Source organism: Neobacillus vireti, from assembly GCF_001026695.1.
Lineage (GTDB): Bacteria > Bacillota > Bacilli > Bacillales > Cytobacillaceae > Neobacillus > Neobacillus vireti.
Window position 1 is genome coordinate 1 of the sequence record NZ_LDNB01000025.1, and the last position, 21354, is coordinate 21354.

General features: G+C 40.4%; 23 protein-coding genes and 1 other annotated feature. Of the genes, 7 read left to right on the forward strand and 16 right to left on the reverse strand.

Annotation, left to right across the window (positions count from 1 at the left end):
* Window positions 1–279: 279 nt before the first annotated feature.
* From AA980_RS25235 to AA980_RS25245, 3 genes are all read right to left on the reverse strand, one after another.
* Complete coding sequence (locus AA980_RS25235; RefSeq protein ID WP_024030543.1) at window positions 280–618, reverse strand: ArsR/SmtB family transcription factor; 339 nt, start codon at window positions 616–618, stop codon at window positions 280–282.
* Entirely contained in the window at window positions 619–1041 is a 423-nt protein-coding gene (locus AA980_RS25240) for an SRPBCC family protein (RefSeq protein ID WP_024030544.1), read from the reverse strand.
* Window positions 1042–1187: 146 nt separating this feature from the next.
* On the reverse strand, window positions 1188–1616 hold the full coding sequence (locus AA980_RS25245; protein ID WP_024030545.1) for a DUF2935 domain-containing protein: 429 nt from the start codon (window positions 1614–1616) through the stop codon (window positions 1188–1190).
* Window positions 1617–1770: 154 nt separating this feature from the next.
* Here AA980_RS25245 and AA980_RS25250 point away from each other — a divergent pair, with 154 nt between their 5' ends.
* On the forward strand, window positions 1771–2517 hold the full coding sequence (locus AA980_RS25250) for an AAA family ATPase (RefSeq protein WP_024030546.1): 747 nt from the start codon (window positions 1771–1773) through the stop codon (window positions 2515–2517).
* A gap of 34 nt (window positions 2518–2551) precedes the next feature.
* On the opposite strand, the gene speD is transcribed toward AA980_RS25250, so the two are convergent.
* Complete coding sequence (gene speD, locus AA980_RS25255; protein WP_024030547.1) at window positions 2552–3358, reverse strand: adenosylmethionine decarboxylase; 807 nt, start codon at window positions 3356–3358, stop codon at window positions 2552–2554.
* A gap of 156 nt (window positions 3359–3514) precedes the next feature.
* On the opposite strand from speD, the gene AA980_RS25260 reads away from it, so the two are divergent.
* The 3 genes from AA980_RS25260 (at window position 3515) to AA980_RS27105 (ending at window position 5201) form a co-directional block, all read left to right on the forward strand.
* Window positions 3515–4075 (forward strand): Uma2 family endonuclease, encoded by a 561-nt coding sequence (locus AA980_RS25260; RefSeq protein ID WP_024030548.1) that lies wholly within the window; start codon window positions 3515–3517, stop codon window positions 4073–4075.
* Window positions 4076–4482: 407 nt separating this feature from the next.
* Window positions 4483–4917, forward strand: coding sequence for a Dps family protein (locus AA980_RS25270; protein WP_024030550.1), 435 nt, complete (start codon window positions 4483–4485; stop codon window positions 4915–4917).
* A 116-nt stretch (window positions 4918–5033) separates the two neighbouring features.
* Window positions 5034–5201, forward strand: a complete 168-nt coding sequence (locus AA980_RS27105; protein WP_024030551.1) for a polysaccharide deacetylase family protein — start codon at window positions 5034–5036, stop codon at window positions 5199–5201.
* A 217-nt stretch (window positions 5202–5418) separates the two neighbouring features.
* Here AA980_RS27105 and AA980_RS25275 read toward each other — a convergent pair whose 3' ends face one another.
* A complete protein-coding gene (locus AA980_RS25275) occupies window positions 5419–6138 on the reverse strand; it encodes a 16S rRNA pseudouridine(516) synthase (protein WP_024030552.1) in 720 nt (239 codons plus the stop codon).
* A gap of 30 nt (window positions 6139–6168) precedes the next feature.
* The gene (locus AA980_RS25280) at window positions 6169–7779 is read right to left on the reverse strand and encodes a putative polysaccharide biosynthesis protein (protein ID WP_024030553.1); all 1611 of its coding nucleotides are present in this window, start codon (window positions 7777–7779) and stop codon (window positions 6169–6171) included.
* Window positions 7780–8020: 241 nt separating this feature from the next.
* On the opposite strand from AA980_RS25280, the gene AA980_RS25285 reads away from it, so the two are divergent.
* The gene (locus AA980_RS25285) at window positions 8021–9292 is read left to right on the forward strand and encodes a BaiN/RdsA family NAD(P)/FAD-dependent oxidoreductase (RefSeq protein ID WP_024030554.1); all 1272 of its coding nucleotides are present in this window, start codon (window positions 8021–8023) and stop codon (window positions 9290–9292) included.
* 6 nt (window positions 9293–9298) lie between these two features.
* On the opposite strand, the gene AA980_RS25290 is transcribed toward AA980_RS25285, so the two are convergent.
* The 9 genes from AA980_RS25290 to AA980_RS25330 form a co-directional block, all read right to left on the reverse strand.
* The gene (locus AA980_RS25290) at window positions 9299–9484 is read right to left on the reverse strand and encodes a sporulation protein Cse60 (RefSeq protein ID WP_024030555.1); all 186 of its coding nucleotides are present in this window, start codon (window positions 9482–9484) and stop codon (window positions 9299–9301) included.
* Window positions 9485–9816: 332 nt separating this feature from the next.
* Window positions 9817–10122 (reverse strand): rhodanese-like domain-containing protein, encoded by a 306-nt coding sequence (locus tag AA980_RS25295; RefSeq protein WP_024030556.1) that lies wholly within the window; start codon window positions 10120–10122, stop codon window positions 9817–9819.
* A 57-nt stretch (window positions 10123–10179) separates the two neighbouring features.
* On the reverse strand, window positions 10180–12597 hold the full coding sequence (gene leuS / locus AA980_RS25300) for a leucine--tRNA ligase (protein ID WP_024030557.1): 2418 nt from the start codon (window positions 12595–12597) through the stop codon (window positions 10180–10182).
* A gap of 42 nt (window positions 12598–12639) precedes the next feature.
* Window positions 12640–12864: a binding site (T-box leader), on the reverse strand.
* A gap of 208 nt (window positions 12865–13072) precedes the next feature.
* The gene (locus tag AA980_RS25305) at window positions 13073–14260 is read right to left on the reverse strand and encodes an MDR family MFS transporter (protein ID WP_024030558.1); all 1188 of its coding nucleotides are present in this window, start codon (window positions 14258–14260) and stop codon (window positions 13073–13075) included.
* A gap of 436 nt (window positions 14261–14696) precedes the next feature.
* Window positions 14697–16148 carry an ammonia-forming cytochrome c nitrite reductase subunit c552 gene (locus AA980_RS25310; RefSeq protein ID WP_024030559.1) on the reverse strand — a complete coding sequence of 484 codons (1452 nt, stop codon included), beginning with the start codon at window positions 16146–16148 and terminating at the stop codon, window positions 14697–14699.
* Between the two features lie 3 nt (window positions 16149–16151).
* Window positions 16152–16664 (reverse strand): NapC/NirT family cytochrome c, encoded by a 513-nt coding sequence (locus AA980_RS25315; RefSeq protein WP_024030560.1) that lies wholly within the window; start codon window positions 16662–16664, stop codon window positions 16152–16154.
* Window positions 16665–16769: 105 nt separating this feature from the next.
* Window positions 16770–17576 carry a hypothetical protein gene (locus AA980_RS25320; RefSeq protein WP_024030561.1) on the reverse strand — a complete coding sequence of 269 codons (807 nt, stop codon included), beginning with the start codon at window positions 17574–17576 and terminating at the stop codon, window positions 16770–16772.
* Between the two features lie 338 nt (window positions 17577–17914).
* Entirely contained in the window at window positions 17915–18079 is a 165-nt protein-coding gene (locus AA980_RS25325) for a hypothetical protein (protein WP_024030562.1), read from the reverse strand.
* 16 nt (window positions 18080–18095) lie between these two features.
* Window positions 18096–18359 (reverse strand): YtzC family protein, encoded by a 264-nt coding sequence (locus tag AA980_RS25330; protein ID WP_024030563.1) that lies wholly within the window; start codon window positions 18357–18359, stop codon window positions 18096–18098.
* A gap of 190 nt (window positions 18360–18549) precedes the next feature.
* On the opposite strand from AA980_RS25330, the gene AA980_RS25335 reads away from it, so the two are divergent.
* Both AA980_RS25335 and AA980_RS25340 read left to right on the forward strand, forming a co-directional pair.
* Window positions 18550–19509, forward strand: coding sequence for a TIGR01212 family radical SAM protein (locus tag AA980_RS25335; protein ID WP_024030564.1), 960 nt, complete (start codon window positions 18550–18552; stop codon window positions 19507–19509).
* Window positions 19506–20078: a tRNA (mnm(5)s(2)U34)-methyltransferase gene (locus AA980_RS25340; protein ID WP_024030565.1), complete on the forward strand. Its 573-nt coding sequence runs from the start codon at window positions 19506–19508 to the stop codon at window positions 20076–20078. Before AA980_RS25335 ends, AA980_RS25340 begins: the two co-directional genes overlap by 4 nt.
* Before the next feature lie 25 nt (window positions 20079–20103).
* On the opposite strand, the gene AA980_RS25345 is transcribed toward AA980_RS25340, so the two are convergent.
* Window positions 20104–21186 carry a tetraprenyl-beta-curcumene synthase family protein gene (locus AA980_RS25345; protein ID WP_024030566.1) on the reverse strand — a complete coding sequence of 361 codons (1083 nt, stop codon included), beginning with the start codon at window positions 21184–21186 and terminating at the stop codon, window positions 20104–20106.
* Window positions 21187–21354 lie beyond the last annotated feature (168 nt).

The window sequence follows — 21354 nt, forward strand, 5'->3', positions numbered from 1 at the left end:
TGTTAAACATTGTAGCCAAGTAGGATAAAAATGACTCTTTTCTTTTTACACAATTATACGGACTTAATCATTTTTTGTGCAGATTTCCTCCATAGCTCCCTTTTTGTGCTACCTTTTTTAGGAAATTGCCCCTTACCCATCGCTTTGATCGATTTACCCGTCTGTTTTTCCCTTTTACCCGTCTATCTTGCTGATTTACCCGTCACTTTTCTCCTCTTACCCGTCTACCCTTTTCAGACCGCCCTCTTGGCAGACTAAAAGCCAGGCGATTAGCCTGGCTCAGGTATCTTTATCGAGCTCATCCGACTCCACTAAACGTTTCAGCGCACCAAGTTTATTTTCCCAATATAATTCAAAATATTGGAGCCAATCTTTTAATTCATGTAGTGGTTCTGGCGCAAGCTTGTACCTTGTTTCCCTGCCGACTTTCTGCTTCTTAACTAGACCTGCATCCGCTAATACACCCAGATGCTTGGACACGGCCGTTCTACTCATCGAGAAGTGCCCACTGATAGCTGTGACAGGCATTTCTTCGTTGCTTAGAAGTTTCAACAGCTTTCGCCTTGTTGGATCAGCAATGGCTTGAAAGACATCATGCTTTGCTGGTATTGCAGCCATTTATGCCTCAACATATCCTTGCAATTTTTTTACAAGACCCGCCCAGCCTTGATTCATGTTTTCGCGAATTGGAGTATGTGGAGCACCAAATTCTGTGACTTTGGCAGCATCCCAACCGCTATGAATTACCGTAAATTCAGTTTTTCCATCGAGCTCTTTTAATTCAAATGTTAGTGTCCAATCTTTTCCCCAATTGAACGAAAGGCTATTTGGCGGGTCGACTTTCGTTACCTTACATGGAGACATTCCAAATTGGCCGGCGTTTAGGTGAAATTCATGACCTTCAACTGGTTCCATATCATTTGGCATAAACCAGGCGGCTAATCCTTCTGAAGTTGCTACAGCGTTCCATACTTTCGTAATTGGTGCATTATACACTAGTGTGTGTCTAATATCAGGTAATGTTTGGGTTTGATTTTCCATTATGATTGCTCCTCTTTAAATAAAATGCGAAACCATTTAGTTTCACATAATAATATAGCACCTTTTGGTTTCATGTCAACCGTTAAAAAGGTGACTCCATATTTAGTAGAGTCACCGTAAACATAGCATTTCATTCAAGAGGAAATTTATTGGCCGCTAGATAGCAACGCTTGAGCAATTCCGACAAAGTATTCGGATTCGCGAATAATATGATTTAAAACCACTTTAGCAGTATGATTACCGCTTACTGCTTGACTATGTGTTTTAATCTGCTCACATAATTGAATAAAAGACTCGCTTTCCTGCAAGCAATAAGTCACAAGCTGAAGCACCTGCTGAAGCAATTGGTCCGATACTTGAGAACCTGAGCGAATCACAGATTCAATAAATCTTACAACCTGCTGATGCGTTTCCCCAAGAGCTTGTTCCCACTTTTTCAGGGCAGCAACAAATTCCGGCTCCAGTCCCGAGACCAGCTCCCTAATTACTACTGTATGCTCCTCTTCTTGATGCTTCCAAAATTCCGCTTCATCTAAAATTCGCAGTGGCATTTGCGGTCCATAGTAAAATTGCATAGACATCCCCCCATCTTCTTTTCATATCAATGTATGGGATGGGCTATGAAAATATTCATGAATAAGACAATACCACAACTACTCCCTATAGCGCTATTTGATGGTGTACATGTTACTATTATATAAAATCAGTAAAAATTTAGGAGTCGTATTTATGTTAAATACTCAATATGTCAGAACGATTAAATTAAAAAGAGAGGATATCCCCTCTTTTAAAAAATATCCCTTTAACCTTCCTAGTTTAAAGACATTAGACGAGCTTTCTTTTCATCCCAATGTTACCTTTCTCATCGGGGAAAACGGAATGGGCAAATCAACCTTATTAGAAGCGATAGCAACCGCATTAGGGTTCAATCCAGAAGGAGGATCCTTCAATTTTAATTTTTCAACTTATGATTCACATTCACCGCTTGGAGACTATCTTAAAGTAATCAAAGGGATTGAAAAACCGCGGGATGGGTTTTTCTTGCGGGCGGAAAGTTTTTATAATGTTGCTTCAAACATTGAGGAATTGGATCGTGAAGGCAGGGGGCGACGGATAATTGATTCCTTTGGGGGAGTTTCCCTTCATGAGCAGTCACATGGCGAGGCATTTTTTGCCACATTTCTTCACCGTTTTGGCGGCAATGGAATCTATATTTTGGATGAACCGGAAGCCGCTCTGTCGCCGCTTCGGCAAATGTCGATGTTGACGAGGATCCATGATCTAGTTCAGGAGAATTCGCAATTTATCATTGCGACCCATTCGCCAATCATCATGGCATATCCAGAGGCGAGGATTTTTGAGTTCTCCGAGGAAGGAATCAACGAGCGCCGTCTTGAGGAAACCAATCATTATCAAATCATGAAACAATTTTTCGATGATAAAAATAGAATCCTGCATCATTTGTTAAATGGATGAACCAAAAGAGCGCATTGACACCCGCGCTCTTTTATTAAACAATATTTTTTCCATAAAAAATTTCATCCATCTCTAACTTTAATCTCTCTGTTATCTCAATATGTTCATCTGGAGTCAGTTTATCTTTCGTATAGCCAAACAAATAGTTATTTAAATCGAATTTACGCAGCTTACATTTTGTGTGGAAAATATGCTCCTGATAGACATTAACATCAATCATATCAAATAATTCACCGACATCTTCAGGGATATAATTTTGAATTGAGTTAATTTCGTGGTCGATAAAAAGCTTGTGACCTGTTTTATCCCTCGTAAAACCGCGAACACGGTAATCAATCGTCATTACGTCGGTTTCAAATGTACGGATTAAATAATGGAGTGCCTTAAGCGGCGAAATTTCGCCGCATGTGGAAACATCAATATCTGCCCGAAATGTACTAATTCCTTCATCGGGGTGGAATTCCGGGTATGTATGAACAGTGATATGGCTCTTATCGAGCTGCATCACCACTGATTCTGGAAGCGGACCAGGTGATTCCTCGAATGATTCTGATGGAGCATTTGCCACTGGTCCTTCCGATACCAGCAATGTCACACTTGCACCCGCAGGCTCAAAATCCTGGCTGGCAACATTTAAGACATGAGCGCCAATGATATCTGAGACATGCCGTAAGATTTTTTCCAATCTCTCCCCGCTATATTCTTCATCAATATAGTTTAAATAAGCTTCCCGTTCTTCCCTCGTCCTTGTGAAACAAATATCATACATATTAAAGCTTAACGACTTCGTTAAGTTATTAAAGCCGTGTAACTCAATCGCCTGCTCGTGTGTAAGCTTCATGTTTCATTCCCCCTTTATAACCTAAAACCTAATTAAGATATATAGTACCCATTGTTATACCCGGTTACTTATTTTTTCAAAAAGAACTCTTTATTGGACTGATTAACCAAAAATTGGTGTAATACTAATAGTATCTCCTTGAAAGTAGGTGTACATGTGAGCTTACCTCAAGATCATCTAATAAAACTTGAAGAATTTTATAAAATGAGAGAAAAAACTGACAAACTAATGGAGTTCATTGATGGAACCGTGTTTATGACTCCTTCACCTTCTACAAAACATCAGCGCGTTTCGGGCAGGATTTTTGCAAAATTATTTAATTTTTTAGAGGGCAAGACCTGTGAGGTCTTTCATGCACCATTTGATATTGAGCTTCATCGCGAAAATATGGAAGGAAACAAAATCATTATCCCTGACTTATCTGTAATAGGTGATAAAAGCGGGTTGACGGAAAATCGGTATGTTGGAGTTCCATCAATCATCATGGAAATTTTAAGTCCATCTAATCAGTCTCATGATTTAGTCTTTAAGTTGAACCTTTATATGCAATACGGTGTTAAAGAATATTGGATTATCAACCCGATGCTAAATACCTTCCAAGTTTATGTTTTAGACTCAGAAGGCCAATATCAGCAACTGGATGTCTTAAAGCAAACAGGAATATTGAAGTCAGCGGTTTTAGAAGGATTTGAAATATCATTGGAAGAGATTTTCTAAGCAAAGTATCCAATTCAGATACTTTGCTTTTTTTCATGATATTTCACCTTATATTGAGGAAATAATAATGAGGTGAAGTGATGAAAAAGCAGTTTTTTTGTTTTTCATATTTCTTTTATTGATGACAAGCAGCGGGGCAAATGCGGAACCCGTTAATGAAAGTAATGTTAAAGTGGCGTTTGTCAGAGATCGTTTCCTCTGGACGAAAATAAACGGCAAAGAAGAAAAAATTACGAAAAAGAATCAAAAAGGAGACAATGCCAAGGTTTGGATTAAAAATGTCGGAGGTATGAATTTTTTGAAGCTAAACAATAATACTTACTTATTTATAATAATTATAATTTAATATTGATTTTTAAATAGTATATGTTATAATAATTATAGATAGAAATTAGGAGGAATGCTAAATGACACTCGAACAAGTACTTAATCAACAAATCGCCAACTGGACCGTTTTATACACGAAATTACATCAGTTTCACTGGTATGTGAAAGGACCTCATTTCTTTACCTTACATGCAAAATTTGAAGAACTTTATGATCAAGCAGCGGCCACAATCGATGAATTTGCGGAACAATTACTAGCTAATGGCGGCAGCCCTATTTCCACTTTAAAAGAGTCTCTTCAATTGGCAACGATTGAAGAAAGGAATGAAAAATTAACGGCAGAAGAAATGGTTCAGTCCGTCGTTAATGACTTTTCATTAATCATTGATGAATTAAAAACGGGGATGGAAGTCGCGGAACAAAATAACGACGAAGTGACCAGCGATATGTTCCTCGGCCTAATTGGCAAACTTACTAAACATAACTGGATGCTGAAATCCTTCCTGAATGCATAATAAAATAGCTATTTAATGGACAAGGCTTGATGCCTTGTCCTTTTTTATTTTATTTAAAAATATTTAGCTGTTTATGATGTTTTTGATATGATAAAGGCAAGAAATTTAAGGAGGAAGTGAATTGTGGGGAAATTGCCGATACCGGTCAGGCGATAAAATCTGTTACCGGAAAAGAACCGGCCATCATTCGGACTCCCTATGGCGATACGAATGCAGATGTAGCGGCGATTTCCAAACAAGAAGGGTATTCCATATTCCTTAGCATATCAATAATCAGATTGTAGAAAAGGCAGAGACTACTGCCTCTTCTTTTGGCAAAAATTCGCTCGTTGAACTCCAAAATTCGCTCGTTGAAGCTGGAAATCCGCTCATTGAACTCCAAAATTCGCTCGTTGAAGCTGGAAATACGCTCATTGAACTCCAAAATTCACCAATTGAACATCAAGGTATAAAAAAATGAAAAAGCAGCCTACATTTTAGCTGCTTTTTCATAAATATTCTCTATTTTACTTGATAATTTCTCAATAATTCTACTTCTTCATCGGTTAATTCCCGGTATTCACCTAGCTCAAGTGTTTCGTCCAACGGCAGAGGTCCCATTGAAATCCGCTGTAGGTAGACAACACTTTTTCCAACCGCTTCGAACATTCTTTTCACCTGATGAAATTTACCTTCGGTGATGGTTAGCTCAATATCAGAACGCACACCGGATTTCAAGATTTTCAGATCGCCGGGCTTAGTTTCATAACCGTCATCCAAGGTTACTCCTCGACTGAATGCAGCGACATCTGCTTCTGTAACTTCCCTATCAATCACTGCAAAGTAAGTCTTCGGTACATGCTTTTTCGGTGAAAGCAAACGATGCGCTAATTGACCATCATTCGTAATCAGCAGCAAGCCTTCTGTGTCCTTGTCCAACCGCCCGACTGGAAACGGCTCATACACCTGATCTTCCATCTCCAATAAGTCAATGACCGTTTCACAGGAGTTATCTTCTGTCGCGGATAATACCCCTTGCGGCTTGTTCATCATCAGGTAGATGAATTCTTTGTATTCAACAACTTCTCCATTTAAGGTGACAGTTTGTTTTGCCGTATCGACGTGCTGCTTGGCATCCTTAACCACAACATCATCTACTTTAACGGCCCCGCTTTTCAGCAGCTGCTTCACTTCCTTGCGGCTGCCGTAGCCGATATTGGCGAGCATTTTATCAATTCTCAATGATAATCCCCCTTATTTTCTAGAAGATTTTCAGGTACGAAGTCTTAATTTTTGCTTTAAGCGAACAACCCGATCTCCAAATAATCGATCGACGAGCCCTGATTTCAATCCTAGGTAAAAATAGATACCAGCACCTACACCAGCACTTACTAGGATAATTAAGACAGATTGACCCTTTGATGCTGGTGAAAGAAATAGTAAAAGGAATTTATAGACAATTTCCGTCCCCACCCACATCAAAGCTGCAAAAATCACGATTAATAGGCTCCTTCGCCAAACAAGACGGAATTGGTAACGTGAGAAGGTTTTAATAACAATCAAATTAATAATAATCGCTACAGAGTAGCCCAGTGCTGTTGCTAAAACAGCCCCTCTTGTTTCAAACATTTTTATTAGTGGAATATTTAAAGCTAGTTTTACTAATAAACCAACAAGTAAGCTTAAGATGGTAAAACGCTGTTCATTGATTCCCTGCAGAATAGCAGCTGTGACCGCATAAAGAGAAAACAAAATCGCAACCGGAGCATAGGCGCCTAATACCTGCGTTCCGAGGACATCGTGCTCATAAAATGCAGTGTAAACTGGTTCGGCCAATAAAGACAATCCAATCGCTGCCGGTAATGTTAGATACAATAAGACTTGAAATGTCTGGTTTAACTGTCGATTCATACTTTGGCGATCATTCTCAACAAATGCTTTTGTAATGCTTGGCACCAATGTTAAGGAGAAGGCCGTAGCGAGTGACACAGGAATAATGACAATTTTATGTGATTCGAAATTCAAGATACCAAAAGCAACATCTGCTAACTTCTTATTCAAACCCATATCCGTCAAAGCTCTCGTAAGGGTAATTTGGTCAATGAATTGAAAGAGTGGATTGGCAATCCCGACAAACACAAAGGGTGCTGCATAAATAAATATTTCTTTATAGATTTCTTTTAACGAGATATCGATGGTTCCTTTATCATGTGTCAAAAGCTCATCAAGATATGGTTTTCTTTTATACCAATACCAAAATAAAACGAGCAAGCCGCCGATTGCACCAATAAAGGCAGCAAAAGTTGCAACACTAACCGCTGAAACAATCGTTCCATTTAAAAATTTCAGGACAACATAGGCACCGGCAAGCGTGAAAATAATCCGGACGATTTGTTCCACAACCTGTGAAACAGCAGAAGGTCCCATTGATTGATGTCCTTGGAAATATCCCCTGATTAAACTCATAAATGGCACAACAATCAGTGCAAAACTAACAGCTCTGATGACGGTAATAACACTAGCCATATCTTTTTTACCAGGATGACTCATCTCTGCCAACATCGGTGCCGCTGAATACATGACAAGAAAGGCTGCAATCCCCGTAAATAGCATGACAACTATTCCCGATTTAAATAGTTTTCGGCCAACGGCATATTCTTCAAGGGCATTATATTTAGAAATAAACTTTGACACTGCGAGCGGTACACCAGCCGTGGCCACACTAATGAAGATTGTATATGGGACATACGAGTAGGAGTAAAGCTGTGTCCCATGTTTTCCGACAATTTGATAAAATGGAATAACGTAAATTAGGCCGATAACCTTTGATAGGATTGTTCCAAAGGTTAAGATAAATGTTCCTCTTAAAAGCTTAGACTGCATAAAATCCCTTCCTAATTCATAAAGCGCAAGCGCCTCATCAAGTAAATTCGACTATTTTTGCACACTATTGTAGTTTACAACTCTTTTCCCTATGACGCCACTAACAACCCCAAAAATTTATTAAAAATTGGTGACTAATTGTTTTGTTTTCAGTAAGGGCTGAAATGGTTATAATGGAGTAATTGGTATAAATACCATTAGGTTACCGATAAAAATGAATGAAGATAAAGTTGGTGCAAAGATGGAATACGATGTAATCGTCATTGGCGGCGGCCCCTCTGGGTTAATGGCTGCCATCGCCGCTGGTGAAAAAGGGGCAAAGGTGCTGTTGATCGATAAAGGAGAAAAGCTTGGCAGAAAACTGGCGATATCCGGAGGCGGACGCTGTAACGTCACAAACCGTCTGCCTGTAGAAGAAATCATTAAACATTTGCCTGGAAACGGGAAATTTTTATACAGTGCTTTTTCCATTTTTAGTAATGAGGACATTATTGCCTTTTTTGAAAAATTAGGAATATCCTTAAAGGAAGAGGATCACGGGCGGATGTTCCCTGTTTCTAATAAAGCTCAATCCGTTGTCGATGCTCTTTTGGAGCAATTAGAGAAGCTTCATGTTCGTGTGTTCAAAAATTCCCCGGTAGCGGAAGTCATCTATGAAAATGGACAAACGGCTGCTGTTTTATTAAAGGATGGCCAAAAAATTGCCGCAAAATCCATTGTCATTGCCGTTGGTGGAAAATCGGTCCCCCATACGGGATCAACCGGGGACGGCTACGCGTGGGCGGAGAAGGCAGGACATACCATTACTGAGCTGTTCCCAACGGAAGTCCCTGTCACGTCTAGTGAACCTTTTATCAGAAATAAGACGCTGCAAGGGTTAGCATTGCGCGATATTGACGTAAGTGTGTTGAATCCAAAAGGCAAGCCAATTATCTCACATCGGATGGACATGCTGTTTACTCATTTTGGCATTAGCGGTCCTGCAGTACTGCGCTGCAGCCAGTTTGTTGTGAAGGCGATGAAGAAGTGGAAATTGAAAGAGGTTACCATGAGCCTCGACGCACTTCCGGATAAAAAAGAAGAGGAAATTTTTCAGGAAATTATTGACCTTGTAAAAAGTGAGCCTAAGAAAAGTATTAAAAATACGTTAAAGGGTTTGCTGCCTGAACGTTATTTACTATTTCTTTTAGAACAAAATGGTATCGACCCTTCCGAGCAAGGCGGCACGATTTCTAATGATAAAATTCGTAGTTTTGCAAAAAGCTGCAAGCAATTCTTGATTAATGTTAACGGCACACTTCCACTGGAAAAGGCATTTGTCACGGGCGGCGGCGTGTCTGTTAAAGAAATCGAACCGCAAACGATGGGCTCGAAATTAATGGCTGGTTTATTTTTTTGCGGTGAAATTCTTGATGTTCATGGGTATACAGGGGGGTATAATATTACCTCCGCACTTGTGACCGGCAGGCTTGCGGGAACCAATGCCGCATATGCGGCAAAAAATCGGGCCTGACTTTTGTCAGGCCTTGTAAATAATCATCGCTGTAAAGCAATAAATCTGTTCTTCTTCTTCCTCTTCTGGCATCGCTGCAACGTTATACTTAATATCTAGCAGACTCTTTTCATCTATCCCTCTCAGAAAACGATTCATTTCCTTTTCCAAATCCTTCTCATGCTCGCGGTCAAACAATTTCACCTGTATCAATGTACTCTCCCTCTCTTTTTTTATAATCATTATTGACAACTTTTCTGAATTTTAAAAAAGAGAGGCTGGAAATGTTGTGTTTTTCCAAATATTATCCAGGTAATGTCGTAGGTTTCTGTAAATGTGTCGTAAGTGATTGTAAATATGTCGTAAGGATATGAAATCCACTTAATTTTCCTATTATTATCCAGTAAATGTGGTAAGTGACTGTAAATGTGCCGTAAGTGCTCAAAATTATGTCGTAAGTACTTAATAATACGTCATAAACGCCCAAAATGATGTCATAAACGAGTTTCACAAAATAGAAAAACCGATTCCAAAAATGGAATCGGTTATTTCGTTTCTCCAGTCCAATTCATCATGCCGCCAATCATGTTACGGACTTTGTAGCCCTGATCCTGCAGGTAATAGCAAACATTACCGCTGCGTGCGCTTGAGCGGCAGATAAAAATATATTCTTTATCCTTATCAAAATAGTCCAAGTTCGCAGGAATGTCCCCCAAGCGAATATGCTTTGCCCCTGGAATCATCCCCATTACTACTTCTTCATCTTCTCTAACATCCACAAGCTCAAGCTTTTCTCCTGCCGCGAGCTTCTTTTGTAACTCCTCTGGTGTAATCGTTTGAATTGCTTCCATTCCATTCATCCCTTCAGAAAAACATCCCCCATTTTTGAAGGAGGATGTTCTATTTTATTAATTGGCTACGATATTGACTAGTTTACCAGGAACCGTGATGACTTTGCGAATCGTTTTCCCTTCGATTTGTTCCTTCACTCGGTCATCGTCCATTGCGATGCCTTCCAATGCCTCCTTGCTCGCATCCGTTGGCACCATCAGCTTCGTCTTAACCTTACCATTTACTTGAATAACAATTTCAACTTCGTCATCAACTAGCTTTGCTTCATCGTATGCAGGCCAAGCCTCATAAGAGATTGTTTCTCTATGTCCTAGTTTATTCCAAAGTTCTTCTGCAATATGCGGACTAACAGGTGCTAGCATTTTGACGAACCCTTCTACATAATCCTTAGGTAGTACTGTTGCTTTATATGCTTCGTTAATGAAGACCATCATTTGTGAAATTGCGGTATTAAATCTTAAGCCTTCGTAATCCTCGGTAACCTTTTTCACAGTTTGATGGTAAACTTTTTCCAAATTGGATGCTTCTTCATTTGGCTGGATTTTCGGATTTAATTCACCGTCTTCTTCCACAAATAAGCGCCAGATCCTGTCAAGGAAGCGGCGGGAACCGTCCAAACCGTTTGTCGACCAAGCAATTGAGGCGTCAAGCGGTCCCATAAACATTTCATACAAGCGCAGCGTATCGGCACCGTGACTCTCGAGGATATCATCAGGATTAACCACATTTCCTTTTGATTTACTCATTTTTTCATTGCCTTCGCCTAAAATCATCCCTTGGTTGAATAGCTTTTGGAATGGTTCTTTTGTAGGAACCACACCAATATCATATAAAAATTTATGCCAGAAACGGGCATATAACAAGTGAAGAACGGCATGTTCAGCACCGCCAATGTAAATATCAACAGGCAGCCAGTGATTTAATTTTTCGGCAGAAGCCAGTGCTTCGCTGTTTTTTGGATCAATATAACGTAAATAATACCAGCAGCTTCCAGCCCATTGCGGCATCGTATTCGTTTCGCGTCGTCCCTTTTTGCCTGTCTCCGGATCAACAACATTTACCCAATCACCAATATTAGCAAGTGGTGATTCACCTGTTCCAGACGGTTTAATATCCTTCGTTTTTGGCAGCATCAATGGAAGCTGATCCTCTGGCACAGCTGTCATCGTGCCGTCTTCCCAATGAATAATTGGAATTGGCTCACCCCAGTAACGCTGACGGCTGAATAACCAATCGCGTAAGCGGAAAGTTACCTTTTTCGTACCGATGCCTTTTTCCTCTAGCCAAGAAATCATATTGGTGATTGCATCTTCTTTATTTAATCCATTTAAAAAATCGGAATTGATGTGTTCTCCGTCACCTGTATAGGCTTCTTTCTCGACATCACCGCCGGCAACAACTGGCTTGATTGGCAGCGCGAATTCTTTAGCAAATTCATAATCGCGTTCATCGTGTGCAGGAACTGCCATGATGGCGCCAGTTCCGTAGCTTACTAATACATAATCGGCAATCCAGATTGGCATTTTTTCGCCATTGGTAGGATTGATGGCATAAGCCCCTGTGAAAACACCCGTTTTTTCTTTCGCAAGGTCCGTACGCTCAAGGTCGCTCTTCGTTTTAACCTTATCTAAATAAGCATCAACAGCAGCACGCTGTTCAGCTGATGTAATTTTATCAACAAATGCGTGTTCTGGAGCCAGTACCGCATACGTCGCACCAAATAATGTATCCGGACGAGTTGTAAAAACTGTGAAGGATTCATCATGACCTTCAATGGCGAAAGTTACTTCCGCGCCTTCAGAACGGCCAATCCAGTTGCGCTGCATGTCTTTCAAGCTTTCCGGCCAATCAAGCTCCTCTAAATCTTCAAGTAAGCGGTCACCATAAGCTGTGATTTTTAACATCCATTGCTTCATCGGACGGCGTTCAACCGGATGTCCGCCGCGTTCACTCTTGCCATCAATAACTTCTTCGTTGGCCAAAACGGTTCCAAGTGCAGGACACCAGTTCACTGCGACCTCATCGATATAGGCAAGGCCTTTTTCAAAAAGTTTTAAGAAAATCCACTGTGTCCATTTATAATATTCTGGGTCAGTCGTATTGACTTCACGGTCCCAATCATATGAGAAACCTAACGCTTTAATTTGTCTGCGGAAAGTATCAATATTTTTCGCTGTGAATTCTGCTGGATCATTTCCTGTATCTAATGCGTATTGTTCTGCCGGTAATCCAAATGCGTCCCAGCCCATTGGGTGAAGAACATTATATCCCTGCATCCGCTTTAAGCGGGAAAGAATGTCCGTTGCCGTATAGCCTTCCGGGTGTCCAACGTGGAGCCCAGCCCCTGATGGATATGGAAACATATCTAACGCGTAGAATTTGCGTTTATCATATTCTTCACTCGTTTTGAATGTCTTTTCTGCTTCCCATTTCTTTTGCCACTTTTTTTCAATTTGCTGATGGTCGAAACTCATTGTCTGTTCCTCCTATAAAAAAATAAAAAACCCCTCATCCCAAAAAGGGACGAGAGGATTGTATGTATCTTCCCGCGGTACCACCCACATTAGTGCATGCATGCACTCGCTTCATTCATCCTTAACGCGGAATACGGCAAACATTACTGTTCCTTCATGCTTGCAACTCAAAGGCGAGTTCATGATGTACCCGGTTGACTTCCACCAGCCGTCAACTCTCTTAAGGTTCGGGTGTTGACCATTACTACTCCTGATCACTGTTTTTCTAATATAAAAGTATTACGGTTATTGTATTAAATTTTTCGATCGGTTGCAAGTAAACTTGTGTCTAAATTCAGGATGGACAGGAAATCTTCTTTATAAACAACCAAAAGAAAAGACAATGGAGATTCATTCCCCACTGTCCTTCCCAGGTGGACAAATGCTACATTTGTCCACGAAGGGTGCCTGACACCATTTTCCTGGCCAAAAAAATCTAAACTACTTTTACAACGACTTTGTTTTCAGCTTTCAAGCGACGGTCATAGACTAATGTCGTGACGATGGCGACAAGAAATAAACCAATTAATAAGGTAAATAACATAGACATACTATATAAATCTACAAGTATACCACCAAGTAATGGACCGACCATTCTGCCGCCAGTTGCGGTGCTGTTGACGATTCCTTGATAAAAGCCTTCTCTACCCTTAGGAGCTAAATCGAAAGCAATGGTAGGGACGGCAGGCCAGATGAACATTTCACCGATGGTTAAGATAATCATAGCAACGAGAAAGCCTGAAAAAGCACTCGCTTTTCCAGCAACTAAAAATGAAACGATAAAAATTCCAATTCCAATAAGGATTTGCACCTTGAGTGATGAGGAAAGCTTCTTAAGCACGCCGTTTAATAGCGGCTGTCCAAGAACGATGATGGCACCGTTAATCGTCCATAGGAAGCTATATTGTTTCAATGAAATATTGATTTCCTGTGTGTAAGTAGAAATGGTTGTTGTCCACTGACTATAAGCAACCCAACAGAGTAAATAACCCGCGCAAACAATCAGTAAAGCCTGAAGATTTGCTTTGCTTGTTACAATGTTCACTGCTTTTTCATGATGGCTGTGTCTCGAAGGCTCTACCACAATTCCCTTATATCCAAAAATGGCAATTAGTAAAAAGATTACATACATGATGGTATTCGCTAAAAAGATTAATTGGAAGGAGTAAGCTGCTACGAATCCGCCAAGTGACGCACCTATTGCAACCCCAAGGTTTTGAGCAACATAAAGGGCATTAAACGATTTACGCCCGCCTTCTTTCCAAACTGAACCTGCCATTGCATACATCGATGGAAAAATAATTCCTGTTCCAAAGCCGATGATGGTAAGAAAAACTACGTATTGTGGCCAGTCATGCCAGATCGATAGGCCGACTAGGGCTAGGAGGGAAATACCAATTCCCAATATAATAGATTTATAGCCGCCAATTTTATCAAATAAAAAGCCGCCATAAAGATTTCCAATTACGTTTGCTCCCGAGTTGAGCATGAGGACAATCCCTGCAACTGAGAGGGACTTTCCTAAATGATTGTGAATATAGATTGCATTTAAAGGCCATAAAAAAGAAGAGCCTATTACATTCACTGCCATCCCGATGATTAAAAGCCATAAGGCACGCGGCATGAAAAACGCTCCTTTATCATTAACTATTTCAAATCCCTAGGCTATTTTAGTCTTTTTTTAGTTTGGATGCAATCATTTTTCATTACCAGTAAGTGCGGTTATTAATCTCGCAATTTTCAGGTTTATTTCCTTGCTGAATTTGAATCGGATTTCGCCGATTTTCTGCTTTATCTCGCCAAACTTGGGATTTATCTCGCCAAATTCAGCGCTCATTTGCCAAATCGAGAGAGTATTTCGCCAACTTCACACTTTATTTCGCCAAACCCTACATTTGCCCCCCACGAATTGACTCCTCGGTAATATTTTGTCACAATAAAAAACAAGAAAACACTGTTCCCCAAAGAGAAACAGTGTTTTCCAGAAATTATTGTAAGGCTCTTTCCTAAATTCTTATTCCTTCTTGGTCGGACGAATAAGAACCGCTATTGGAAAGAGTCTATTTTTTTGGAACTGCTGGCACTACTGGCGCTTGGGCTGGGAAATAGCTGTTAACTGCGTGATCTTTTTTCTTCTCATTTACTTGCTCATCGGCAACAGCTTGTTTAACCTTTTCAATTTCCTTATCAAGCTCATCCATGTTGACGCCTTTTTTCACGAGCTCTTCTGTTGCTAGGCGAATGGCCTTGTTGGATTCCTCAATTGAAATTCGCAGTGAATCCATTGATCCTTGCGGGTTATGGAAGCCGGCGGAGTTTTCAGCGGCAATGATATCCCAGAACCATTGTCCTTTACGCACAAATTCTTGGGCTTGTTTAATTTTTTCCTGGCTCACGCCTGATGTAATCATTTTGTTTACATAGTAATGGGCTGAAGTGGAAATATCTTGGGCATCATGTAATCCCTTCACATTTGCATCTTGAATTTCAATTACTCGATCCTTTAGTTTGTCTAAATCACGGTCACCGTGACATTGTCCACAAGATGTTTGCATCGTTTTAAGCGGTGAAGTCCACCAGTGTGAGGTGATTTTTCTTTTTCCATCCACACGTTCGTATGGCATATGGCAGTCGGCACAGGATACATTTGCTTTTCCGTGTGTGCCTGATAAGTGTGTTTCAAATTCAGGATGCTGTGCTTTTAACATCGGTGTGCCGGAAATATTACTGATCCAGTCTTTCTCAAAACCGTTTTCTTTTGCGATTGTGCTATAGTATTCATACATATCTTCAGGCTTAAAGCCTTTTGTCCACGGATAGGTAACCTCACTATTATTGGCAGCAAAGTAATATTCATCATGGCACTGGCCGCACACATAGCTGCGCATTTCGTTTTTGGTTGGATTCGACACATCGACACCTTTTGCTTTCAAGGCTTTAAAAAGACTAGGACGTGTAACACGTAAATCCATTGTTTTCGGGTCATGGCAGTCAGAACAGCCGATTGGCGAGTGACCCATCGCTTCGCCTTTAGGCCAAATATCTTTGTTAAAATTAGCGCCCCAATAGCTGTCGCCCATTTCTTCAATCATTTTCGGAACAGCTGTTGATTTACAGGTATAGCAAGAGCCAACAGACTTGTCAGTAATCCTCTTTACGCTGCGGATATCCTCTAAGGCGTATGTGTGACCGCGATCTTCATTGTATTCAGTTGCAAAACCATAGCCATTAAAAAGAATTGGTAACAATGGCTCCTTGTCCGGGTCAAATTTACTCCTTTTTACTGAGCCGCCGTATTTTGTATCTTCCATCTTTTCATTTTTCTTGTAGCTGTTATATTGAAGCGGAAATAAGTCCTTGAACGCTTCATTGCTAATTTCTTCTGCTGAAAGGCCTGTCGTCTTCTTATCTGCTGCCGCAGCTGTTTTTTCACCGGAATCATTGCTGCAGCCGGTGATCATCAACACAAATGCCAGCAGAAGAAGATATGCCCCATATCGGATCCTTCCCATTTTTTAAAATCCTCCCTTATTTTCTAATAATTCTCCTGATTTAGGTGGCTTATTATAATGGTCATCTTTAAAGCCTTTCCCATGTGGAACTGTTTTGTGACAGGAAATACACATATCCTTTGCGTCATGTGAGACATTGCTGAGCGTACTCTTGTGGCACGAGATACAGTTATCATTCATGATATCCTTTGTGCGGTCCGTCGCCTGGATTACATCCGGAATATCGTCTGTTCCGAGTGTGTTGAAATAAATATGTGTCATCCCGGCGCGGCCTTTAAAAAATAACTTTCCGATCTCGCTCTTGTGCGGTAAATGACAATCATTACACTGCAAATCGGAATGAGTTGAATCCACGAATGACGAATAAACGGATTTCATCGTATGACAGTTTTGACAAAATCCAGGTGAATCCAAGTAAGCCATTGTTTTGACTGTCGAAAATGATAAAAACACGCCGATAAGTAGCGCTAAGACAATTAAAAACTTTTTGTCCATCTTTAGAAGCTTTTTAAACATTATTTCACCTCCCATGAATAATCTGGATACTATCTATTTATTTATTAAAGTACCTTGAAGGCACCTTAATCCCAATGGAATCACGCCATATGACGCTTTGTTTTTTTACTGTCTTTCCCTTCGATTTCTTATCAGAAGGGTCAAGGCAGCCACAGATAGAACACTAATTCCGCTAAATGCGCTAACGGCAATAATTGTGGATTTCTTATTCTCGTTTACTTTTACTTCAGTTGAATCATTTAAAAGTTCTGTGGTCGGCTTCGTTTCGGTGCGTTCATATGTTAAAGTGAAGTTTTTTTCTGCGCCCGCTTTTACCTCCTGGAAAAGGTAGGAGGAAATATTAGCTGCTTCACCATGATTCTGGTTTTCATTAGGAGTCGGTGTGAGCTTGAATTTTTTTGCCTTAGACGGCTTTGTAAAGGTGACATTGACGATGCCAATGTCAGCAAAGCTTTTAAACTGATACGCTAAGGTCTTTTTAACCTTATTCACCTTTAGGCTGTCTGTATAAAATTCAATAACAAATTTATAGCGTTCATTCGGACCGATCTCTTCACTTGTTGTCCAGGAAATCGTTTCTTTTTCACGGTCGATGGCATATTCGATTTCATAGGTCGTTCGTAAATCGCTTGAGTAATCTGCCACATAGCCAATTCGGAAGTTTTTCTCCCCCATTGGCAGCGGTATTTCAATTAGCCCTTTTTGCGGCCGATCGGACGTATTTACCATTGACCCCTGATAACCAATTAACAGCGGTGGATAATCTTTTTGTTGATCATTTGAATGATAAGCATACTCCGGCATGAGTTGAATCGTCAGCTCTTCCATGCTTAAAATTTTACTCTCAGCGAAGCTAACCGAAGGAAACATAAAGGCCAGAATGATGCTACCGATAAAAAGGTATTTTTTCATTTCAATACTCCCTTTTCTAAGCAAAATTTGTGGATAAAATGTGAACGCATTCACATAACGTTCTAGAAAAAGTGCCAAGTGTGTTCACTTAGCAAAAAGTGGTATTCATGGAATGGGATTTTTAAATCCATATCTCATTTAAACCATGTTAAACTACTCCCCATCTGTGACCTACTTCACACAATAAATTGTAGTTGTTGCTAAAATGTGAACATGGGTTTTCTTCTATTTTCATGTTGTTTTTATTTAGAAATTGATGTTCCAAGTGATTTAAGAAAATCTTTTTAAAAATACTCACAAAAAAATCTCCCAACAAATTGTTGAGAGATTTAATAGGTTTATTCTTGATGCATTTTGGATTTTACTGGCTGACCGCCTGATTGTTCATATTTCTTTTTTGCTTTTTTGACAAGGTCAAAATCCTGGCCGAGTTCGAGATCTTGATTATTGATTCCATTTCGAGTTTTTTGTTCTGGATTTTGTTGTTTGGACCTTTTTTTCAAGAAGTTTCTCCTCCTCTTAATGGTCTTTTAATATCATTGAGTTTTGCAGTTGCTGCAGCTGAAGTCTCTTCCTATGGAGCTGCTCCCGCTGCTGCGAATTTGCAAAATGGGCCATTTTGGCGATATCACCGTAAGTGTCTTCGAGCACCTGTAAGGCTTGTGTATAATTATCATCGTTATATTGTTCTTGGAGGCTGCTTTGTTTGTATTGTTCCTCAGCAAATCGAATAGCATCCTCACACTGCTGCATCAGGTTATCCATTGAATCTCGAGTAGCCATTTAAGAACCCCCTTCAATCCCTGCTATGAAGCATACTGCTTCATTTCTTATTGTGTTCTCCATTCTTTTTCCTATTACAGAAACCGAAGGATAATTTTTTACCAACTTTCTTTGAAACAATTACAATTGGATAAGGCTTGGCTTCATGTTAAAATTGTTTTTATGTAAAATTAAAAGGAGGTTTTCTGACATGCTTCAGACAAAACCTTTTCGATATGCAGCCGATGATAAACGGTACCATACCTGGAATTACCATCTGCGCGGGCATTTCGGTCATAAGGTGTTTAAAATAGCACTTGATGGCGGCTTTGATTGTCCGAATCGTGATGGTACAGTTGCTCATGGGGGCTGTACCTTCTGCAGTGCAGCCGGTTCAGGTGATTTTGCTGGTAATCGTGTCGAGACACTGGAAACACAATTTAATGAGATTAAAGAAAAAATGCACACAAAATGGAAAGATGGCAAGTACATGGCCTACTTCCAGGCTTTCACGAATACTCATGCACCCGTTGAAGTTCTTCGTGAAAAATACGAAACCGTTCTTAAGCAGGAAGGCGTCGTCGGTTTGTCGATTGCCACTCGTCCAGATTGCTTGCCCGATGATGTCGTCGAATATTTAGCGGAATTAAACAAACGGACGTATTTATGGGTTGAGCTCGGGCTTCAGACTGTGCATGAACGCACCGCGCTTCTTATCAATCGCGCCCATGATTTCCAGAGTTATATTGACGGTGTTAATAAACTAAGAAAGCATGGAATTCGGATTTGCACTCATATAATTAATGGACTGCCGCTTGAGTCGGATGAAATGATGATGGAAACGGCTCGTGAAGTTGCTAAATTAGACGTGCAGGGAATTAAGATTCATTTGCTCCATCTTTTAAAAGGCACACCGATGGTCAAGCAATATGAAAAAGGCATGCTTGAATTTCTAACACTACAGGACTATGTCAACTTAGTATGTGACCAATTGGAGATTTTACCACCGGAAATGATTGTTCACCGAATTACAGGGGACGGACCGATTGACTTGATGATCGGACCAATGTGGAGTGTGAATAAGTGGGAAGTATTAAATTCCATTGATGCAGAACTAAAGCGTAGAAACAGCTGGCAGGGTAAATTTTATCAAGGGGAATTGAACCAATGAAAATGGAGCGTATTCTTCCGTTTGCGAAAAATTTACTCGAAAAAGCTGTTCAACCCGGTGATGTTGTCGTCGATGCGACAGTTGGAAATGGCCATGATACCGTGTTTTTGGCGGGGCTTGTTGGAGACAACGGGAAAGTTTACGGATTTGACGTGCAAAAAGAGGCAATCCTAGCAACAAAGGAGCGCTTGGCGACTCATGGCTTGTCAGAGCGGGTGACCATTTTTCACGAAGGACACGAACAGCTTTCGGCAAAAATCCCAACTGCTGATCAGCAAAACATTACCGGAGCGATTTTTAATCTAGGTTATTTGCCTGGCAGCGATAAATCCATTGTTACTCAACCAGATACAACAATTGCCGCAATCGAGCAGTTATTGGAAATGATGGCACCAGAGGGAATTATTGTCCTTGTTATTTACCACGGGCACGAACAAGGTGCTGTGGAGCGGGACATCCTTCTTCAATTCTGCCAACATTTAGACCAAAAAAAAGCACATGTGCTGCAATACCAATTTATCAATCAGCAAAATAACCCGCCGTTTATTGTGGCGCTTGAAAAACGTTAAAACCAGGCTTCATTCGCCTGGTTTTTTATTTCATCATAAGTCTTGTCACAAACGCTGGAACAAATTTTTGCACTGAGCGGTAGGCGCGTCCGTTGAAATAAAAGAAATAACTGACCCATCCGCCTGATTTTATGATTCCCTTTGCCAGTTTGCGGACATTTTTCTGTTTTCGAACCTTGGAATCCGACAAATAAATTCCTAACAACCCTCGATTAATTAGCTGATGGAATTTCTGATGCGGAAGGTACTCTGTATGCCTGTCCGCTTCCACAACAAAATGCTTTAGCCGTTGAAAAAGTGTTTCCTGATTGTCATAATACGAACAAAAATTTAAGTCTCCTCCGGCCATATCCTCCTCTTGATCAATAAAATAATCCAAGAGAATATGGAGACCTTGAATATAAGGGAAATAGCCGTTACGAATATTTTCGGCATCACTTGCCTGAAAATCTTCCCTTATTGCATACGATATTAAACAAAAAATCCCTAGTGTTGAGCCCGAGCAAGCCGAGAACTCATACCATTCCATTTCAGGGAGGCGATTTTGGTGTTGATGAAACCAATTTTCCAGACGTGGTACCCGCTCTTCTTGTACGACATGCTTATGGATCTGTAAATCACAATAGTACTGGCAGAGCTCCTGAAGATAATCTTTGATTAAATCATAATGCTCTATCTCTTTAAGAACAGAACGACATGTCTCCGATAAATCATGCAGATAATTCCCATCATCTTGATCCTCACGAAGCCGGTAATAGTTTTTCCTATCAGCCCTAAGTATAAGTGCATCTGCCATCGACTCATGAAGGGCGGCAAAGTCCTCAGGATCAAGCGATGTGCTTCGGTCACAAAGATTATCTAAATAATCACTAATCGTTTGATAAGCGACGATAAACTTGACTGCTTTCTTATAATCCGCGCCAGCAGTAAGCGCTAAGATTGCTCCACCTTCACAGTGAAATGTTTTTTGCTCAATACTGGCAAGCGCCTGAGTTCGTAACTCAGAATTCGGAATTTTTTCAGCCCGGCTTTTCCAATAAGCCAATTCTTGATGGACTGCTGGAAGAATTTTGCGGTATACCCTGGACATAAGGGTGATTGGCATCATGGAAAACAACAACCTTTCCTTTTATTAAAAATTTCCATATTGAACTTTGAAAACTGTCCAGCTTCAGCGACCAGCGGCTAGTGGACTTCGCTCTTCTCCCTACGATAAGTCAACATCGGTTCGCTCCGCTCACCTTGTTTCCTTTATCTCAGTCGAAGCGCTCCAGTC

Bases quoted from the DNA above. Each gene is read 5' to 3' on its own strand.
- AA980_RS25280 (WP_024030553.1), bottom strand. From the start codon at position 7,779: ATGCAGTCTAAGCTTTTAAGAGGAACATTTATCTTAACCTTTGGAACA.
- AA980_RS25240 (WP_024030544.1), bottom strand. From the start codon at position 1,041: ATGGAAAATCAAACCCAAACATTACCTGATATTAGACACACACTAGTG.
- AA980_RS25250 (WP_024030546.1), top strand. From the start codon at position 1,771: ATGTTAAATACTCAATATGTCAGAACGATTAAATTAAAAAGAGAGGAT.
- AA980_RS25295 (WP_024030556.1), bottom strand. From the start codon at position 10,122: ATGGAAGCAATTCAAACGATTACACCAGAGGAGTTACAAAAGAAGCTC.
- AA980_RS25330 (WP_024030563.1), bottom strand. From the start codon at position 18,359: ATGGCTACTCGAGATTCAATGGATAACCTGATGCAGCAGTGTGAGGAT.
- AA980_RS25310 (WP_024030559.1), bottom strand. From the start codon at position 16,148: ATGGGAAGGATCCGATATGGGGCATATCTTCTTCTGCTGGCATTTGTG.
- AA980_RS25270 (WP_024030550.1), top strand. From the start codon at position 4,483: ATGACACTCGAACAAGTACTTAATCAACAAATCGCCAACTGGACCGTT.
- AA980_RS25245 (WP_024030545.1), bottom strand. From the start codon at position 1,616: ATGCAATTTTACTATGGACCGCAAATGCCACTGCGAATTTTAGATGAA.
- leuS (WP_024030557.1), bottom strand. From the start codon at position 12,597: ATGAGTTTCGACCATCAGCAAATTGAAAAAAAGTGGCAAAAGAAATGG.
- AA980_RS25340 (WP_024030565.1), top strand. From the start codon at position 19,506: ATGAAAATGGAGCGTATTCTTCCGTTTGCGAAAAATTTACTCGAAAAA.
- AA980_RS25345 (WP_024030566.1), bottom strand. From the start codon at position 21,186: ATGATGCCAATCACCCTTATGTCCAGGGTATACCGCAAAATTCTTCCA.
- AA980_RS25235 (WP_024030543.1), bottom strand. From the start codon at position 618: ATGGCTGCAATACCAGCAAAGCATGATGTCTTTCAAGCCATTGCTGAT.
- AA980_RS25315 (WP_024030560.1), bottom strand. From the start codon at position 16,664: ATGTTTAAAAAGCTTCTAAAGATGGACAAAAAGTTTTTAATTGTCTTA.
- AA980_RS25335 (WP_024030564.1), top strand. From the start codon at position 18,550: ATGCTTCAGACAAAACCTTTTCGATATGCAGCCGATGATAAACGGTAC.
- AA980_RS25285 (WP_024030554.1), top strand. From the start codon at position 8,021: ATGGAATACGATGTAATCGTCATTGGCGGCGGCCCCTCTGGGTTAATG.
- AA980_RS25320 (WP_024030561.1), bottom strand. From the start codon at position 17,576: ATGAAAAAATACCTTTTTATCGGTAGCATCATTCTGGCCTTTATGTTT.
- speD (WP_024030547.1), bottom strand. From the start codon at position 3,358: ATGAAGCTTACACACGAGCAGGCGATTGAGTTACACGGCTTTAATAAC.
- AA980_RS25305 (WP_024030558.1), bottom strand. From the start codon at position 14,260: ATGCCGCGTGCCTTATGGCTTTTAATCATCGGGATGGCAGTGAATGTA.